Source organism: Streptomyces adustus (assembly GCF_009377175.1).
GTDB classification, from domain to species: domain Bacteria; phylum Actinomycetota; class Actinomycetes; order Streptomycetales; family Streptomycetaceae; genus Streptomyces; species Streptomyces adustus.
In genome coordinates, this window is the sequence record NZ_VJZD01000205.1 from 1 (window position 1) to 17,585 (window position 17,585).

18 protein-coding genes and 1 pseudogene are annotated in these 17,585 nt (G+C 72.1%); 5 read left to right on the forward strand and 14 right to left on the reverse strand.

The annotated features are described in order from the left end of the window. Positions 1 to 276 precede the first annotated feature (276 nt). The gene (locus tag FNH09_RS34780) at positions 277 to 1,527 is read left to right on the forward strand and encodes a lactonase family protein (protein ID WP_152893879.1); all 1,251 of its coding nucleotides are present in this window, start codon (positions 277 to 279) and stop codon (positions 1,525 to 1,527) included. On the opposite strand, the gene FNH09_RS34785 is transcribed toward FNH09_RS34780, so the two are convergent. Both FNH09_RS34785 and FNH09_RS34790 read right to left on the reverse strand, forming a co-directional pair. After that, entirely contained in the window at positions 1,495 to 2,220 is a 726-nt protein-coding gene (locus FNH09_RS34785; protein ID WP_152893880.1) for a DUF2470 domain-containing protein, read from the reverse strand. The two genes, FNH09_RS34780 and FNH09_RS34785, sit on opposite strands and share 33 nt — an antisense overlap. A 141-nt stretch (positions 2,221 to 2,361) precedes the next feature. Further along, positions 2,362 to 2,967, reverse strand: coding sequence for a TetR/AcrR family transcriptional regulator (locus FNH09_RS34790; RefSeq protein ID WP_152893881.1), 606 nt, complete (start codon positions 2,965 to 2,967; stop codon positions 2,362 to 2,364). Between the two features lie 106 nt (positions 2,968 to 3,073). Between FNH09_RS34790 and FNH09_RS34795 the strand changes: the two genes are divergently transcribed. After that, positions 3,074 to 4,690 (forward strand): cytochrome P450, encoded by a 1,617-nt coding sequence (locus FNH09_RS34795; protein WP_152893882.1) that lies wholly within the window; start codon positions 3,074 to 3,076, stop codon positions 4,688 to 4,690. 142 nt (positions 4,691 to 4,832) lie between these two features. Further along, positions 4,833 to 5,033, forward strand: a complete 201-nt coding sequence (locus FNH09_RS34800) for a DUF5999 family protein (protein WP_152893883.1) — start codon at positions 4,833 to 4,835, stop codon at positions 5,031 to 5,033. A gap of 57 nt (positions 5,034 to 5,090) precedes the next feature. Here the strand turns inward: FNH09_RS34800 and sigJ are convergent, their stop codons facing one another. Both sigJ and FNH09_RS34810 read right to left on the reverse strand, forming a co-directional pair. After that, positions 5,091 to 6,008: an RNA polymerase sigma factor SigJ gene (gene sigJ / locus FNH09_RS34805; protein ID WP_162469557.1), complete on the reverse strand. Its 918-nt coding sequence runs from the start codon at positions 6,006 to 6,008 to the stop codon at positions 5,091 to 5,093. A 107-nt stretch (positions 6,009 to 6,115) separates the two neighbouring features. Beyond that, a complete protein-coding gene (locus tag FNH09_RS34810; RefSeq protein ID WP_238427292.1) occupies positions 6,116 to 6,484 on the reverse strand; it encodes a hypothetical protein in 369 nt (122 codons plus the stop codon). A gap of 283 nt (positions 6,485 to 6,767) precedes the next feature. Between FNH09_RS34810 and FNH09_RS34815 the strand changes: the two genes are divergently transcribed. After that, positions 6,768 to 7,382, forward strand: a complete 615-nt coding sequence (locus tag FNH09_RS34815) for a hypothetical protein (protein WP_152893884.1) — start codon at positions 6,768 to 6,770, stop codon at positions 7,380 to 7,382. A 244-nt stretch (positions 7,383 to 7,626) separates the two neighbouring features. Here FNH09_RS34815 and FNH09_RS34820 read toward each other — a convergent pair whose 3' ends face one another. After that, positions 7,627 to 8,451, reverse strand: a complete 825-nt coding sequence (locus tag FNH09_RS34820; RefSeq protein WP_238427293.1) for an alpha/beta fold hydrolase — start codon at positions 8,449 to 8,451, stop codon at positions 7,627 to 7,629. Between the two features lie 18 nt (positions 8,452 to 8,469). After that, the gene (locus FNH09_RS34825; RefSeq protein WP_152893885.1) at positions 8,470 to 9,141 is read right to left on the reverse strand and encodes a DUF4097 family beta strand repeat-containing protein; all 672 of its coding nucleotides are present in this window, start codon (positions 9,139 to 9,141) and stop codon (positions 8,470 to 8,472) included. A 247-nt stretch (positions 9,142 to 9,388) separates the two neighbouring features. Between FNH09_RS34825 and FNH09_RS34830 the strand changes: the two genes are divergently transcribed. After that, complete coding sequence (locus FNH09_RS34830; RefSeq protein WP_152893886.1) at positions 9,389 to 10,591, forward strand: helix-turn-helix domain-containing protein; 1,203 nt, start codon at positions 9,389 to 9,391, stop codon at positions 10,589 to 10,591. 246 nt (positions 10,592 to 10,837) lie between these two features. Here the strand turns inward: FNH09_RS34830 and FNH09_RS34835 are convergent, their stop codons facing one another. The 8 genes and pseudogenes from FNH09_RS34835 to FNH09_RS34870 all read right to left on the reverse strand — a co-directional run. Beyond that, on the reverse strand, positions 10,838 to 11,395 hold the full coding sequence (locus tag FNH09_RS34835) for a hypothetical protein (protein WP_152893887.1): 558 nt from the start codon (positions 11,393 to 11,395) through the stop codon (positions 10,838 to 10,840). A gap of 11 nt (positions 11,396 to 11,406) precedes the next feature. Further along, positions 11,407 to 12,381 (reverse strand): NADP-dependent oxidoreductase, encoded by a 975-nt coding sequence (locus FNH09_RS34840; protein WP_202919822.1) that lies wholly within the window; start codon positions 12,379 to 12,381, stop codon positions 11,407 to 11,409. Positions 12,382 to 12,601: 220 nt separating this feature from the next. Further along, positions 12,602 to 12,868: a DUF6959 family protein gene (locus FNH09_RS34845; RefSeq protein ID WP_152893888.1), complete on the reverse strand. Its 267-nt coding sequence runs from the start codon at positions 12,866 to 12,868 to the stop codon at positions 12,602 to 12,604. Positions 12,869 to 13,058: 190 nt separating this feature from the next. Then, positions 13,059 to 14,360 (reverse strand): alpha/beta fold hydrolase, encoded by a 1,302-nt coding sequence (locus tag FNH09_RS34850; protein ID WP_152893889.1) that lies wholly within the window; start codon positions 14,358 to 14,360, stop codon positions 13,059 to 13,061. A gap of 97 nt (positions 14,361 to 14,457) precedes the next feature. Then, positions 14,458 to 15,483, reverse strand: coding sequence for a LacI family DNA-binding transcriptional regulator (locus tag FNH09_RS34855; protein WP_152893890.1), 1,026 nt, complete (start codon positions 15,481 to 15,483; stop codon positions 14,458 to 14,460). Positions 15,484 to 15,561: 78 nt separating this feature from the next. Continuing rightward, positions 15,562 to 16,974, reverse strand: a complete 1,413-nt coding sequence (locus FNH09_RS34860; protein WP_152893891.1) for a BNR repeat-containing protein — start codon at positions 16,972 to 16,974, stop codon at positions 15,562 to 15,564. A gap of 144 nt (positions 16,975 to 17,118) precedes the next feature. After that, positions 17,119 to 17,439: an L-rhamnose mutarotase gene (locus tag FNH09_RS34865; RefSeq protein ID WP_152893892.1), complete on the reverse strand. Its 321-nt coding sequence runs from the start codon at positions 17,437 to 17,439 to the stop codon at positions 17,119 to 17,121. 17 nt (positions 17,440 to 17,456) lie between these two features. Next, a pseudogene (locus FNH09_RS34870) lies at positions 17,457 to 17,585 on the reverse strand (rhamnose ABC transporter substrate-binding protein); the annotation flags it as partial.

Consider the following 17,585-nt stretch of genomic DNA (forward strand, 5'->3'; position numbering starts at 1 on the left):
GTCGGGCGGTCGGGCGGTCCGATGATGGCGGAACCGCACGGTACCCGTCGGACGATTTCCGTCACGTCACGAGCCCTGGCAGCAGCCGTCGCCCCACCAGGTGCGGCCGCTGAAGGACCCGCCGGGCAAGCCGGTGCAGGACGGCGACTGGTAGCGGGCCCGGACACCGGTGGGTGTTGCACCCTGTGCAACACCCACCGGTCGTTTTGCGCTTCGGGGGCGCCGCGCGTCAGGGTGGCCTGACGACCGGGACCACCGACGACCTGAGGTGCGCAGATGGGCAGTGGGGCAGAAGCGTCGCGCGGCGGCTGGAGCAGGCGCCGTTTCGTCGGCGCGCTCGGCGGAGCAGCCGCGGCGACGGCCCTGGCCGCCTGCGGGACCTCGCCGGAGGCCTCGCGGGCGCCCGCGACGGCGGGAACCGGAGCGTCCGGCACCGGGTCCGGGTCCCGGCGGCCGGCCCCGGACGCGTCTGGCGGATCCTCGGACCCCGCCGGCCCGCGCCCGCTCTACGTCGGTACCTACACCTCTCCCGAGGGCGGCGGCAAGGGCATCGGGCTCGCCTCCTACGACAGCGCGACCGGCCTGATCACCACCACCGGCTCGGGCGTCCTCACCGACGTCGCCGACCCGTCGTATCTCGCGGTGCACCCGGACGGCCGGACGCTGTACGCGGTGAACGAGCGCGAACACGGCACCGTGACCGCCGTACGGCTGTCCGACGGCCGGGTGCTGGGCAGCCGTGCCACCGGCGGCGCGTCGCCCTGCCATCTGTCGGTCCACCCGGGCGGACGCTGGCTGCTCACCGCCGACTACGGCTCGGGCAGCGTGAGCGTGCACCCGATCGAGGCGTCGGGGGCGCCGGGCGAGCGCACGGACCGGGTGACGCACTCCTCCCCCGCCCCCGGCCCCGGCCAGCACGGCCCGCACGCGCACCAGTTCGTCACCGCGCCGGACGGCCGTCACGTCCTCGCCGTCGACCTCGGCACCGACACGGTCTACACCTACCGGCTGGACGACCGGGCCGGCACGCTCACCGAGGTCGCGCGGGCGCACACCCGGCCGGCCGCGGGGCCGCGCCAGCTGGCCTTCCACCCCGGCGGCCGGTACGCCTACCTGGCCAACGAGGTCGACGACACGGTGGCCGTCTGCCGCTACGACCCGGCCACCGGCCGGCTGACCGTCGGCGATCCGCAGTCCACCGGGAGCGGCAAGGGCACCAACTACCCGGCGCAGTTCCTGGTGACGGCGAACGGTTCCTACGCCTTCCTCGCCAACCGGGGCCACAACAGCATCGCGCGGTACGCGGTGGAGGCGGACGGCGCGCGGCTGCGGATGCTCGGCACGGTGTCGGTGGCGGGCGACTTCCCGCGGCAGATCGCGTTCTCGCCGGACGGCAGGCTGCTGTTCGCGGCGAACCAGCGTTCCGGCACGGTCAGCGCCTTCCATGTGGACGCCGAGCGCGGCGGGCTGCGGCTCGCGGGCGACCCGTTCGCCTCACCCCTCGCGGTCTGTGCGCTGCCGCTGTAGGGAACGCGGGCAGGCGGCGGCGCTCGCCTGGGTGAGCAGGACGTGCATGCGCTCGGTCAGCTGGGTGACGTCGTCGGCGGGCGCGTGGAAGGGCAGTCGCACCTCGCCGTGGGTGCGGGACCGTTCGACGCACAGGGTCAGTCCGTGCCGGTCGACGGCGAGCGGCTGGACGCGTACGGCGCCGTACAGGCTGTCCGGCCGGAGCAGCCGGGTGAGCCGTTCGACCGCGTCGGGGTGGGCGTCCGCGAGGTGGGTCAGCAGATGGGCCTCGGCCGTGGCGAGCGGGTCGGGCCGGGCGGCGGCGAACTCGTCGAGGTCGACGACCGTCGCCCCGGACTGCTGTCGCAGCACCACGCGCGTGGCCCGGAAGAGGAGGTGGCCGTCCACGGGCTGGAACCAGCCGGCCAGCCAGAGCCGGCCGCGGATGCGGTTGCGCACGGGGACCGGGGCGACGTCGGCGAACTCCATGACGGCGGACGGCTCGCCGCGGGGCGCGCAGATCGCGGCCGTGCGCAGGGCGCTCTCGTCGGGCACGTGCAGGAGCACCCGGCCGTCGGCGTCCACGGCGTGCGCGCCGACGTACTCCTCGCGTCCGCCGTCCGCGGTCACCGCGCACGACCACGCGGCGGCGAGCACCGAACGCGCCCGCTCCGCCGCGGAAGGCGCGGCCGTCCAGGTCTGGCTGTCACCCATCCCGAAACCTCCTTAGGTAAGCCTTGCCTAACTTATCGAAGATCGGGGCGCACGCCAACCACACGGCACGCACCCGCTCCCGAGATCCGGTCACGAGGTCCAGTCAACGAGGTCCGGGAGCCGCTGGGATCCGAGATCCGCTTACGAGATGACGCCCAGCAGCGCCCGCGCGCACAGCTCCCGCACCTGCTCCCGCGACACGCTCTCCCCCCGCAGCCACTCCAGGCAGACGGCGGTGGTGAACGCGAGCCAGCCGCGCACCGCGAGCCGTACGTCGGGACGCTCCTCGAATACCGGGCCGAACTCCGGGTCGGCGGCGAGGGCCGCCAGGATCTGGCGCTCCTGGGCGGCCAGGGCGCGCCGGTAGACCCTGCGCACGGCCTGGTCGCCGGCCGCGTCCGCGCGATGGAAGGCGCGGTATCCGTGCGCGTGGGAGTGGACGTACTCCAGATACGCGTCGAGACCCGCAGTGAGCTGCTCGCGCACCGGGACGCCGGGCACCGCCGCGGTCATCCGCAGCATCCGCTCGCTCTCGCGCTCCACGACCGCCGCGAAGAAGTCCCGCTTGGTCGGGAAGTAGTGGTAGAGCAGGCCCCGGGACACCCCCGCGATCTCCGCGACCTGCTCGATCCACACGTCGTCGTACGGACTCTCCGAGAACAGCCGCGCGCCGACCGACAGAAGCTGCTCCCTGCGCTCCTCGGTACTGAGCCGACGACGTGCGCGCTGCCCCTGGTTCGCGGCCATGGCGGCACTTTACTTGACGCCGGTTCAGCGGCGGGATCACACTGAAACCGTTATTGAACCCACGTACAACACGAGTGACGCGCCGCTGATCGAGGGAGATCACGTCATGGCGGAGACGGCGGAGACGGCGAAGGCAACGGGCCCGGCGGGGGCGGCGGAACCGGCGAAGGCGGCCGGATCGGCGGGCACGGCACGCACGGAACCGGCGGGGACGGCCGGGGCGGCGGGGCCGGAGCAGCCGGCGGCCGCTACCGCGCCTCCCGGCGGCGCGCTGCCGAGAGGGTTCCGCAGCGCCGAGCAGGGCTGGCCCGAGCTGGACCGCATCCCTCATCCACCGCACCGGCTGCCCCTGCTCGGCGACCTCGTCGGCGCGAGTCGGCGCACCCCCGTGCAGGACTCGATGCGGTTCGCCCGGCAGCTCGGGCCGGTCTTCCGGCGCCGGGTGTTCGGCCACGAGTTCGTCTTCGTGTGGGGGGCCGGGCTCGCGGCCGACATGGCGGACGAGTCCCGCTTCGCCAAGCACGTCGGGCTGGGGATCGCCAACCTGCGGCCGGTCGTCGGGGACGCGTTGTTCACCGCGTACAACCACGAGCCCAACTGGCAGCTGGCGCACGACGTGCTGGCCCCGGGCTTCAGCCGGGACGCCATGGCGGCCTACCACCCGATGATGCTGGACGTGGCCGCCCGGCTCACCGACCACTGGGACCGCGCGCTGACGGCGGGCCGGTCGGTGGACGTGGCCGGCGACATGACCCGGCTGACCCTGGAGACCATCGCGCGCACCGGCTTCGGGCACGACTTCGCCTCCTTCGAACGCTCCCGGCCGCACCCCTTCGTCACCGCCATGGTGGGCACGCTCAGCCACGCCCAGCGGCTGAACACCGTGCCCGCGCCGCTGACCCCGCTGCTGCTGCGCCGGGCATCCCGGCGCAACGCCGCCGACATCGCCTACCTCAACCGCACGGTCGACGACCTCGTACGGGCCCGGCGCGCGGCGCACCACGACGGCGAGGGCGGTGACGGCGGCGACCTGCTCGACCGAATGCTGCGCACCGCGCACCCGGAGACCGGGGAGCGGCTGTCCGCGCAGAACGTACGCCGCCAGGTCGTCACGTTCCTGGTCGCCGGCCACGAGACCACCTCGGGCGCGCTCTCCTTCGCCCTGCACTATCTCTCCCGGCACCCCGAGGTCGCGGCCCGCGCCCGCGCCGAGGTGGACCGGGTGTGGGGCGACGCCGCCGTGCCGGGGTACGAGCAGGTGGCCCGACTGCGTTATGTGCGCCGGGTGCTGGACGAGTCGTTGCGGCTGTGGCCGACGGCGCCCGCCTTCGCCCGCGAGGCCCGGCAGGACACCGTGCTGGGCGGGACGCACCCGATGCGGCGGGGCGCGTGGGCGCTGGTGCTCACGCCGATGCTGCACCGCGACCCCGAGGTGTGGGGGCCGGACGCCGAGCGCTTCGACCCGGACCGCTTCGACGCCCAGGCGGTACGGGCCCGCGCCCCGCACACCTTCAAGCCGTTCGGGACCGGCGCCCGGGCCTGCATCGGCCGCCAGTTCGCGCTGCACGAGGCCACGCTGGTGCTCGGCCTGCTGCTGCGCCGCTACGACCTGCGGCCCGACCCCGACTACCGGCTGCGGGTGACCGAGCGGCTGACGCTGATGCCGGAGGGCCTGCGACTGCACCTCGAACACCGCACCCCGGCCCACCGGGCGGACGACTGAGCCCGGCGTCGGGTCGCCGCCCAAATCTCACCGCGGTGTTTCCGGTCCTGTGGGGGACTCCTCATCCAACGGAAAACAACGTCGGCTACCAAGGGGAGAGGAGCCGGCCGAGGCAGGAGCCAGCGGATCGAGGAGAGACGTCATGTGCAGCCACCAGCCACCCTGTCCCAGCGCGGACAGCACGCACCACCACTCCGCCGTGACCGTGTCGGCCCATCCCGAGCAGGGCTGGAGCCTGCTGTGCAACGGCACGATCGTCTTCGACGACACCGGTGAACTGCTGCCCGACGGGCGGGTCGTGGGCCCGTGCCGCGCCCTCGGCCCGCTCACCTTCGCCGCCTGAGCCGACCGGCCGGCCCTCGGGCCCGCCGCCGGTCGGCCCAGGCATCGGGGCCGTCGTTCAGTCCACCAGGCTGTCGAGGCCGAGGCGGCCCAGGCGTTCCGGGTCGGCCAGGAGGTACATGCCGGTGATCAGGCCGTCGACGACGGTCACGGCGGCGACCGACTGCGGCTGCCCGTCGGGCACGGTGGCGAGACCCAGCGAACCGTTGACCGACACCAGCCGGGTGGCGTGCGCGAACCGGGCGAACATCGCCGCCTGTTCGGCCACCGGCCGGGCCCCGCGCACCACCTTGGACGCGGCCGCGCCTCGCACCAGCGCACCGGAGTCGACACGCAGCACCACGTCCGGATGCAGGACGGCGACCAGCCCCTCCAGATCGCCTGCCCGGGAGGCGGCGAGGAAGGCCTCCAGGACCGCGCGCTGGCGTCCGCGGTCGGGCTCGGCCGGCGGTGCGACGTCCTTCACCCGGCGCCGGGCCCGGCTGGCCAGCTGCCGGGTCGCGGCCGGGCTGCGGTCGACGATCCGCGCGATGTCGTCGAAGGGCACCGCGAACATGTCGTGCAGGACGAACGCGAGTCGCTCGGCGGGCTCCAGGGTCTCCAGCACGACGAGGAGCGCGAGGCCCACCGAGTCGGCCTGGAGCACCTCCGCCTCCGGGTCGATCCGGGCCGCCGGGCCGACCACGGGGTCGGGGACGAAGGTGTCGAGGGCGTCGAAGGTGCCCCCGGTCTCCGTCAGCTGCTCACGGCGCGCGGCGCGCGACCGCAGCAGGTCCAGACAGACCCGCCCGATCACGGTGGTCAGCCAGCCTCCAAGGTTGCGGATCTCCTCCGTCTCGGTCCGGGCGAGCCTCAGCCAGGTCTCCTGGACCGCGTCCTCGGCCTCGGCGAGCGAGCCGAGCATCCGGTAGGCGACCGCCTTCAGATGCCCCCGATGCTCCTCGAAACGCCGTGCGAGCAGTTCCGCGTCGTCCACTGCATCTCCCCCTCGACCCAACGCCGCGAACACCACGGCCGGCACGCCGCGAAAACGCTACCCGACGCCCTGCGCCACCCTCTCGACGGCAAGAGCCGGTCACGGCGTCAGGAGGAACAGAGACCGTCGTCCGGGCAGAACACGACTCCCGTGAAGTTGTAGCCGACCCGTACGGTCACGGGATTCGGGTCGGGCGGGATGTTGACGTGTGAACCCGAGTCAGCTGTGGCGCTGAAGTGGACCGTGGTCCCGATCGGGAAGCTCGCCGTGCAGGTGCCGGTCGGGGCGGGCGGCTGGTCACCGGCGTACGGATCCCACGCCGAGGTGTGGCAGTTGATCCCGGCGGGGTTGCTGGTGATGGTTCCACCACCCCAGCCGTCGCTGACGTACGCGCTGAGTTGAGCGGTGGTATCGGCCTGGGCCGGGACGGCGAAGCCGATCGCGCCGACGCGTCCGCCCGCACAAGGCCGTCCCATTCCGGAACGGCATCTCAGGCAACCCGTATCTCTGCACGTCAACAGCCCTGAGACGGTTCCACCGCTGCGGAATGGGCGCCGGCGGTTGCCACCCGCCGCCGCAACCGCCGATGCTCTTGGTGTCGCCCCGAGCAGTACGGCCCCACCGGCCGACGGGTTCACCACAGCGGCATCCACACGACCCACCCGTCCCCGGGGACACCCATGCCCGAGCGCACCCACGACGGCGCGTTCGGCAGTCCCTTGCGAGGACGTCCACCGACCCGGAACGAGGGACACACTCATGCACGGCAACACCCTCGGACGCCGCCGCGTCCGCCGTATCGCAGCCATCACCGCCGGCCTCGCCCTGGGCCTCGGACTCGGCGCGGCGGCCCAGGCCTCCGCCGCCGGGCAGCCCGTCGCCGGCAAGGCCGCCCACTCGGCTTCGTCCACCGCTCGCTCCGGCTCGGACGGGACGATACTGACCGGCCGTCAGATGGCCAGGGTGCTGAAGTCCCTGCTCCCCAAGGGCGGGAAGATCAGCGATGAGTTCAACCAGGACGGCTACGCCCAACTGGTCTGGGACGACGGCCACGGCAAGAGCATGATCGGTGTGAACGCCCAGCTCGACATGGGCGACGTCGTCGCCGGTCACATGCACTGCGAGGGCGAGTACCTGGAGTGCCAGGCGCTGACCCTGGCCGACGGCACCCTGGTCATGCGCGCCAAGCGGGCGTCCGAGAAGGGCGGCTCCGCCGTGGTCTGGCTGGTCGACACCCTCCACCCCGACGGCCGCCGGGTCGTCGTCCAGGAAGTCAACGCCGCCACCGAAGGCGGCCCCGTCACCCGGCCGCGGCCCCCGCTCACCCTCGAAAAGCTCCAGTCCATCGCCCTCGACCCCCGCTGGGCAGGCTGAGCCGAAAGCAGTCAACCCGGGTGCTCGGTCCGGGGGTTGGGGCCCCGGACCTGGCTGCTCCCTCAACCCGTCCGCAAGGTCGCATGAGTGGAGACCTGGACCGCAGTCCTCGGCCGTGTCGGATGAACTGTGGTCGCTGATCGCGCCGTTGTCACCCGAGCCGGCACTGAGGTGGTCGAGGGGGACGACGACAAGGACCGACGGTCGGCACGGTCGGCCGACCGTCAGTCCGCCGGTCGTGTCTTCAGCGCCCCTCGCGGTCGAGGGCGGTGACCTCGCGTACGGCCTCGGCGACGGCCAGGAAGTCCTTCTTCAGGATCGCATCGTGATTGCTCGCGACCTTCGCGCTGATGCGGATGTTCGGGTTGCGGGCGGTCACCGCATCGAGGCCGGCGCGGATCCGTTCCTGCTCGTCACCGCTGCTTCCGAGGGACGTCCCCGAAGCGACCACGTACCGCGTCGGGACGGTGATGTCGTCCAGGACGGGGCCCAGCTCGCGCTCGCGGGCGAGCTTGCCGAGTTCGATGTTGATGTCCGCCATCTGTTCGGCGTTCATCCGCGGGGTCAGGCCCGTCGGGCGCAGCAGCGGCATGAACCAGCCCATCCGCCGAAACAGCTTCCGGATCCGCATCTCCATGGCCTCGTCCAGCCAGTCGTACGGTTGCGCGCCCTCGACCAGCACCGCGCCCAGGGTACGGTCCGGATTCCGGCCGGCCCAGTGCGCGGCGACGAACGCTCCGTAGGACCAGCCCGCCACCAGTGCCCGGTCCACACCCCTGGCGGCGAGAACCGCATCGACATCCCGGACGGCGGCCTCGAAGGAGTAGTCCGCCGAACACATCGATCTCTTGCCGCGGGCCCGCTCGTCGTAGGTGATGTGGCGCCATCCCGTGCCCAGTTCGGCGATGACCCGCCGCCAGTATCCCTGGGTGGCGAACTGGCCGTTGAGGTAGATCACGGGGATACCGGGACCGCCGGTGTCGGTGACGGCCAGGGCCGTGTCGTCGACCGGAACCATGCCGGTCCACTGCGAATCGGTCGAGGAAGTGGTCTTCATCGTCTTGGCCATGGTGGAAGCTCCTTCTTCTCAGAGGCTGCGGGCGGTGATGTCGCCGTGGGCGGTGGTCGCGTGGATGGTCAGGTCCGGGGCGCCGCCGTCGGTGTTCCCGAGTGCGTTGCTGATGCGGCCGTAGGTGGTGCCGGCGTCCAGGGAGGCGGAGACTCCGCCTGCGGCGTCGACCGAGATGTCGCCCTGCCGGGTGCGCAGGGCGACCGTGCCGCGCACGGCCTCGGCGATCCGGATGCCGCCCCGCTGGGTGCTGATCTCCGCGGAGCCGCTCAGGCGGACGACCGAGACGGCGCCGTCGAGGACGGTGAGGCGGGCGCTTGCGGCCTCGTCGATCTCGACCGAGCGGTAGCCACCCGCGAAGACGATGTCGCCGAGTCGGCCCACGGTCCGGAACTCGGCACTGGCCGCCTTCGCTTCGACGTGGGAGCCGGCCGGCAGCTGAACGGTGACCTCGACGGACCCGGAGCTGCCGAGCGTCCGGTTGTCGGCAGCCGGAGTCTCGATCCGCAGGACGCCGTCCGCGTAGGTGACCGCGGTCCGCTCCGCCGTTTTCACGTCGCGGCTCTTCGAGGCGTCGGCGGGCAGGACCTCGACCGTGGTGTCGGTCCGGTCGGCGGCGACGAACCGGATGCGTCCCGCAGGGATGTCGAGGACGGCGGAGACCGGGGCGGGGGTGTCGAACTTCTGCATCGTGCGCTCCTGATCCTGTGACTCTCGGGGGCGTCGGCCGGGACGGGTTCGTCCGGCGAACGACAGGAATGTTAGGACCATTGCCTCAGTTTTGGCAAGTAGTTGCCAAGCATGTTTGCCATGCGTGCCGAATGATCGGTCCTGGAACGGCAAGAGATTGCCACGCTTTGGGCAAATGAGTTAGGCTCGCGCGTGACGCACCCTTCCGGATGTCGGAAGACATCACCTGCTGACCAGGAGTTCGGACATGCTCGACCAGCCAGTCTTCGGCCGCCGGCTCAGGCAACTGAGGACCGAGCGCGGCTTGACGCTCGCCGCGCTCGCTGGCGAGGGCATGTCCGCGGGATACCTGTCCCGGCTGGAGTCCGGTGCGCGTCAGCCCACCGAGCGGGCCGTCGCGCATCTGGCCGCACAGTTGGGTATCAGCCCGGCCGAACTCACCGAATCCACGGCGACCTCGCTGGCACAGAGCCTGACACTGGTCACCGGACTGGGGCAGGACGAAACCGGCGAGACGCTCAGCGAAGCGCTCAAGGCCTCGGGTGGCGAGGATCCACTGCTGCGCTGGCAGGCGCTCTGGCAAGTCGCCGACTGGCGCCGACGGCGGCAGGAGTACGCCGAGCAGCGGGCGTGCCTCGACGAACTGGTCGCGCTCAGCACGGAGATCGGGCTGCCCGAGCTGCGGGCCAGGGCGCTGGCCGACCTGGCCCGCTGCATGCGCGAAACCGGTGAGATCGCCGACGCCGTCGACACCGCTACGCGCGCCCACGAGCTGGCCAAGAGCGAGCAACTGCCGGCCCGCGTGCAGATCTCGACGCTGCTTGCCCTGGTGTCGGCGCTGAGCGAGGCCGGACGGCACCCCGACGCCGCCGGCCATGCCGACGAGCTGCTCACTCTGACGAAGGGAGGCTCGGGACCGCGATGGGCGGAGGCCCTGTGGACCGCTGCCAACATCCGTACCCGTCAAGGTGATCTCGGTGCCGCGACCGAGCTGATGGAGGAGGCTGCCCGCGGCTTCGACGGTCGGGACGATCTGACGGTGTGGATGCGCCTGCGCCTCAATCTGGCCCGGCTCGATCTCATGGTCGATCCGCCGAGGACGGAAGCCGCCCGGCGGCGCGTCGAGGAAGTCCAGGGAGCCTTGCCGTTCGCAGGCACACCGACGGTTGAGCAGCAACTGCTGGCGGTGCGCGCCCGTGTCGCCGTCGTCACCGGTCGCCTGGACGAGGCGCGCTCGCTGCTGGACCAGCTGGTCGGCTTCGACGACCTGCTGTCGTACCAGGACCGGATCAGGCTCGACGTGCTGCGCAACCGCGTCCTGCTCCTGGAGGGCGAGCAGGCTCCGGCACTCGCCGGGCTGCGGGAGCTCGCCGAGCAGGCCCAGCGGAGCGGCAACATGGACCTGGCCGCGGAGATCTGGCGACTCGTCGCCGAATCCCTGGCGAAGTAGACGCGCCGCAAGGTCCACCCGAGCCCGGCCGGCCGCTGCCGCCCGCTGTGCTCCGGTTGTCAGCGGCCGACGGCGGGCGGACTGCCCACCGCGGGCCGACGGCGCCGCACGCTCCACGAGGGAGCGCCTGGAGCAGCCCCTCCGCCAACGCCCCCGGGAAGAGGGCCGGCAGAAAGGTGATTGTTCGCGGGAGCGCCCGGAACGGGTGGCCTGACCACGTCAGAGGTCGTTTCCGAGGCAGGGGTGTCAGGAGCGTCCCGGCCAGCTGTAGTCGTAGGACAGGGAAAACGTGCGAGAGATCCACTGCCCGGTGGGCTCCCCCGCAACCGGCCCCGCCGCCTCCGACCGCACCGCGGCGAGTTCCGCAGAGTGGTCGGTGGCGGTGAGCAGGCGACCGTCCCGGAAGGTGAGTTCGCGGACGTCGCTGTACATCCAGGCCGGCCGGAATCCCATGTTCAGGTACGGGGAGTCCGCGACGTCACCAGTCCCGATGAGCAGACGTCCGGTGAAGGACATCGGAAGATCCGGTCGGCGGTAGCGCCATTCCAGGCACTCCGCGTCCTGTCGTGGACGCACACCGCACAGCGGGGGCGGTTCATGCTCCGAGCCGAGTTCGAGATCCTGCAACGTCAGTCGCTGCCCGGCAGTGGTGTACCGGCAGATGTGCCCGCGGTAGCAGGCAGTACCACCCGGCCTCGTCTCAAGACCGTGCCCGGCCGGGTCGAAGAGGCCCCCACCGTCGACCGCGGTCAACGCGAACCGACGCCCCTCGAAGAGCACCTCGTCGGGTATCTGCGCTGTCACGGCGCCAAACACTAGGGCACCGCCGCGGTCGGCTGTCCGTCCGCGACGTGGATGACGACCTTGCCGCGCCGGTGCTCCTTCTCCAGCGCCTCGTACGCGGCGCGGGTCTGCGCGAGGGGAACGACCCGGTCGATCTGCGGGCTCAGCCGTCCGCTCGTGATCAGCTCGCTGATGGAGTCGAGCCCGTCGCGGTCCGGCTCGACGACGAAGAACACCCCGCGTGTGGCAGGGTCCTCGGCCGCGCCGGGGTCGGGGGGCGCGACGATGCTGACGAGGACGCCGCCCGGCCGCAGAACGCTCCAGGAGCGGGTCTGGGTGACGCCGCCCACCGTGTCGAACACGACGTCCACGTCGGCCACCTGGTCGTCGAACCGGCCGGCCGCGTAGTCGATGACGTGCCGGGCGCCGAGGCCCGCGACGAACCCGGTGTCGCGGGCCGAGGCGGTCGCGGTGACCGTGGCGCCCAGCGCGGCGGCGATCTGTACGGCGAACGAGCCGACTCCTCCGGCGCCGCCGTGGACGAGGACATGCTGGCCGGGCTCCAGGTGGGCCTGGTCGACCAGTCCCTGCCATGCCGTGAGCGCCGCCAGGGGGACGGCCGCCGCGCGCGGGTGGTCCAGCCCGTCCGGCTTGGCCGCGAGGACGCCGGCCGGTACGGCGACGTACTCGGCGGCGGCTCCGTCACGCAGAAACGGGATGAGTCCGTACACCTCGGCGCCCACGGCGGGAGCCGTGACCCCGGCCCCCTGCTCGACCACGACGCCGGACACCTCGTGCGCGGGAACGATGGGCGTCCGGTCCCGCCCGGATCCGTCGAAGCTGTCGGTCCAGGTGGCGTCCCAGGCGAGTTCTCCGGTGGTGATGGAAGCGGCCCGCACCGCGACGACGACGTCGCCCGGGCCGGGCTCGGGACGCGGTGCGGTCTCGTGGACGAGCTGTTCGGGGCCCCCGCGCCGGTGCCCGCGTACTGCACGCATCGTGTCCATGAGGCGATCACTCCTGATGATGGGCGGTGCCTTGCCGGTGGCCAGGCCGTCGCGTCCAGCATCACAGGTACGGACGCTGCCGTTCATCGCCCATTCAAGGGATCTCTGCCGCCGCACTCGGCCGGTCGGGGTGCTGCTCGGTCGTCCCGCCGACGAAGACGTCCCCGCCCGGTCGCCGACCGGACCGACTCGACCGGCGCGTTGCCGGTGGACCGACAGCTCAGTACGGTCGCGGGAGCTCGTGCTCGCTCAACGCGGTCTCGTACCGCGCCAGCAGCGCATCCAGGTTCACCAGGAGGAGGCCGGCGCAGTCCCGCGCTTCATCCAGGTCGCCTCGCTCGCATGCCGTCGCCAGCTCGGCCACGTCGCTGCGGAGGATGTGAAGGGAGTCGCCCTGCACCAGGACCCCGGGGAACCGTCTGCCGGGCAGGCGCACCACGGCGTCGTTGCCGCCGTCTGTGAGCAGTTCGGCCTCTATGCGCTCCATCGGACCATCCAACCCGACGTCACCGGCAGACAGCAACGACTTTGCACACAGGCCGACACGGCGGCTCGGCCCCGGGCGGCGGGCGACGGACGGCGGACGGCGGACGGCGGACAGCAGGCGTCGGGCAGGGCCGGATCGGAGATCCCTCGGATCCGGCCCTGCCCGACGGCCTGTCGACGCGCCGACAGGCTCACACCTCGTCGCGCGTAAGTGCCAGCAGGCGGTCCAGGACTCGGGGGCCGCCTGCGCGTACGCCGTCGTGTTCGAACTCGTTCGTGACCCAGGGGCGCAGGCCGTGGATGGCGCGGGCGGTTTCCAGGGAGTGGGCCGTGTCGACGTACATGTCGTCGTGGTAGACGGCCGCCGCGACCGGCACCTCGTTGGCGGCCAGACGCGCCGGGTCGTAGAGGGGCTGCCAGTCGGTGCGGGCGGCGAGGTGTTCGGCGGTCTCGCGCAGCGGGCGCAGCGCCGGGTCGCAGTCGAACATCCAGGGGTGCACGGACTCGCCGGTGAACAGCAGGGGTGCGTCGCCGGTGAGCGTCTTGGCCGCGTCGAACTGCGGGAACTCGGCGCGGACGCGTTCCGCCGACCAGGCGGTGGGGCGGCCGTCCTGGCCGTAGATCGCCTCGTGGACGAGGGCGTACAGGGGGTGCCCGGCGTACGAGAGCAGGCCCTGGACCTCTTCCTGGAAGGCGTCGGACAGCTCCAGGCCCCGCGGGGTGCGTACGAAGGCGCGTTCGAGGAGGAAGTGCAGCTGGTGGCTGCCCTCGGCGCCGCCGAGGAGGATGCCGAGGGACTGGAAGGCCTCGACGGTGAACCGGTAGCCGTTGGGGAGGGTCACCTCGTGGTGGAGGAGGTGGTCGGCGATGCGGCGGGCGCGCTCGACGTCCTGCGGGTAGCGGGCGTAGTGGGCGACGACCTTGCGTTCGATGCGCGGGTAGGCGGCGCGGTAGACGTCCTCGGCGTGGGCGTGCAGGGAGGGCAGGCCGCCGGTGAGCATGGCCGCCGCCAGGCCTTCGGGCGCCTTGGACAGGTACGTGACCGTGCAGAAGCCGCCGAAGCTCTGGCCGAGGACGGTCCAGGGGGCGCCACCGGTGACCTGGGGGCGGATCGCCTCGCAGTCCCGGACGATGGAGTCGGCGCGGAAGCGGGCGAGGTAGTCGGCCTGTTCCGCCGGGCCGCCGCGCAGCGGGAGCGTCTGACGGTTGGCGGGCGTGGAGTGGCCGGTGCCGCGCTGATCCAGGAGGAGGACGCGGTACTCCTCCAGGGCGCGGCCGAGCCAGGCCTGCCGGCCGACGAACCGGTTGGCGCCGAAGCCGGGGCCGCCCTGGAGGTAGACGAGCCAGGGCAGGTCCTGGCGTGCCCGGTCGCTCGCGACGACTTCCCGGCCGTAGAGCTGGATCGTTTCTGCGGTCGGGTCGTCGTGATCGAGGGGGACGGTGAAGTGACGGTCGGTGAGGACGACACCGGGCTGGCGGTAACTGACGGTCAACAGGGCTCCCCATACGGACGGACTGGGCCGTCCCAGTTCAGCACACCCGGGACGGCGCGGCCCGACCGGGGATCATGAACAGCTACTGAACGACGACTCAGCGCCCGGGAAGGCTGGAGCGCCGGACGACCAGCTCGGGCTGGAGCACCACCCGTCGGTGTTCGTGGGCCTTGCGCCCGCCCTCCGCCTCCGTCTCCTCCAGGAGCAGCTCGGCGGCGAGCGCGCCCAGGGTGACCGCGGGCTGCCGTACCGAGGTGAGCGGGACGGCCGCGGCGGCCGCGAACTCGATGTCGTCGTAGCCGACGATCGCGAGGTCGTCGGGGACGCCGACCCCGGCCGCGTACATGGCCTGGAGGACGCCGAGGGCGAGCAGGTCGTTGGCGCAGAAGACGGCGGTCGGCCGGTCGGCGAGGCCCAGCAGCCGGGCGCCCGCGTCCCGGCCCGCCGCGACGTCGAGCCGCTCGGTGGGCAGCTCGCGCAGCGCCTCGGGGCCCAGGCCCGCCTCGGCGAGCGCGTTCAGGGCGCCGGTCCGGCGGTCGCGGACCTGGTTGAGGCCCGGCGGCCCGCAGACGTAGGCGATGCTGCGGTGCCCGGCGTCGACGAGATGGCGTACGGCCAGCGCGCCGCCCGCCACGTCGTCGACGGAGACCGAGCACTCGGTGGTGCCCTCCGCCACCCGGTCGACCAGGACGAAGGGGATGCCGTGCCGGCGGAAGGATTCGATGTTGCGGCCGGTGGCGTCGGCCGGGGTGAGCAGCACGCCCCGCACCCGCTGCTCGGCGAAGAGCGAGAGGTACTCGGCCTCCTCGCCCGGGTTCTGCGCGCTGTTGCAGACCATCACGCCGAGCCCCGCCTCGCGCGCGGCCCGCTCGGCCCCGCGCGCGACGTCCACGAAGAAGGGGTTGCCCATGTCGAGGACGAGCAGCCCCATGATCCGGCTGCGGCCCGCGCGCAGCTGGCGCGCGGACTCGCTGCGGACGTAGCCCAGCCGGTCGATCGCGGACAGCACCCGGGCCCGGGTCTCACCGGCGACCGTGTCCGGGCGGTTGATGACGTTCGAGACCGTGCCGACGGAGACTCCGGCAGCACGGGCGACGTCCTTGATACCCACCGACTGGGCCATCGGGCGGGGACCTCCAGAGGAACAAGGGGCGGCGGGAATGCTTCACATTACCGCCAGGCCCCGGGCGAACAAGGGTGATCAGGCGGGCAGGGCGAAGTCGGCGACGCGAAGTGCCGACGGGGTCGTACCGCTGGACTTCTCCTGGTACATGAACGACAGCACGTTGTCCGCCTTGACACGCCACTCGTCGATCACGACCTCGCCGAAGGCGTTCAGCGCGGCGGCGTCGTACAGCAGGGTCCAGTCGGTGTACCCGGAGGACCTGGAAGCGCCGGCGATCCGGCCGTAGGGCAGGACGGCGTAGGCGTTGTCGTACTTGTCCAGGACCAGCTTGGTGCGCTGGCTGGAGTTCAGGGCGACGGGGATCTCGGTCTTCTGCCAGCCGCCGGAGGCGTTCTTGCGCAGGTGGAAGGCGCGGCCGTTGGCGGTGCGGTCGGTGACGTAGTTCGTGGTGCACTGGCCGAAGCGGCCGGGTACGTAGCTGATGATCGCGTGCGGCAGTCCGGCGGAGTCGGTGGCCTGGCTCTCCTGGTTCATCAGGGAGTGGTCGGGGTTGAGGGCGTCGACGACCAGGCCGCTGTCGGTGACCGCCACCACGTCGGAGCCGCCGGTGGTGGCGACGAGCGTGCCGGCGTCGTTGCGCCAGGTGCGGCCGCGGTCGGTGGAGTAGACGTAGCCGGTGTCGTGGTTGGTGATGCCTCCGCTGTTGCACATCACGGCGCTGTTCTGTTCGCGCCAGGTGAAGAAGGAGTGCAGCCGGCCGCCGGTGTCGTAGTCGATGCCGTGCAGGTACATGTTGCGGGCGGTGCTGGAGCCGTGCTCGCTGGTGTAGGTGCCGGTGGCGGAGGTCCACTCCCCCAGTGCCTGCCAGGCCGAACCGTCGTACTCCGCGAGGGCGTTGCGGCCGTTGCCGGAGACGCCTACGCGGTAGCCGAGCTGGAGTCTGCCCTCGGGGGTGGCGATGAACTGCGGGTAGGTGAACTGCGAGGTGAGCGCGAGCCCGTCGAGGGTGGTCTGGACGGAGCCGAGGACCGCCGCGGTCCAGGCGGTGCTCGCCGGGTTGTCGAGGAGGCCCGCGACCGACTTCACGTAGAAGAAGCCGTCGCTGTGCGAGTCCATGTTCAGGTGCAGCCGGCCGTCCGTCCTGGAGACGCCCAGAGAGATCACGTTGTGCGAGTCGTCGCTCTTGAGCTGGTGGGAGAGGGTGATCGTGGACCAGCCGGTGGCGCCCAGGGCCCTGCGGGCGACGACCGCGTTGCGGGTGGCGGTGTACCAGGCCGCGTACTGGTAGCCCTTGTACGTCAGCAGGCCGTTCTTCTGGAAGGCGTTGTTGTTGACGAGACCGTCGTAGGAGACGAAGTAGATCGCCTGCGCGTCGAGCAGGGTCGTGCCCGACGCGGTGACCGAGGGGCCGGGGGTGGCCGCCCGGGCCGTGGCGGGGACGGCCACCGCGGCGGCCAGGGCACTCGCGAGAACCGTGCGTCTTCTCATGGGGACTCCAGTCATGGGGTTTCCAGTCGTGGTTCCGGTCGTGGGGGGAGGCTCCGGTCCTGGCGGGGGCTCGGGCCCCGGGAAGGCCGCCCGAGCCGCCTGAGGGCTCGAACCCGCTGCGGGTTCGAGCCCCGGGGCTCCAGGTCAGGAGAGGTGGAAGACTTCCGTGAGGGGTTTCATCGCCTCGTCGGGTCTGGCGCCGTCCAGCGACTCGAAGAACGGCGCCATCTCCGCCTGCCAGCGGGCGTTGACGTCGGTGGCCTCCATGCCTGCCTGGGCGGCCGCGAAGTCCTCGGTCTCCAGGTAGCCGACGAGCAGGCCGTCCTCGCGCAGGAACAGCGAGTAGTTGTGCCAGCCGGTGGCGGAGAGCGCGTCGAGCATCTCCGGCCACACGGCGGCGTGCCGCTCGCGGTACTCGTCGAGGCGCTCCGCCCGGACCTTCAGCAGGAAGCACACGCGTTGCATCAACACCCCTTGGTGAATCAGAAGTTGAACTGGTCGATGTTCTTGGCGTCGAACACGGTCGGCTTGCCGAGGCTGATCACGCCGTCCTTGCCGATGGTGTACGAGCCCATCGAGCCGGCCGTGAAGGTCTCGCCCTCCTTGCCGGT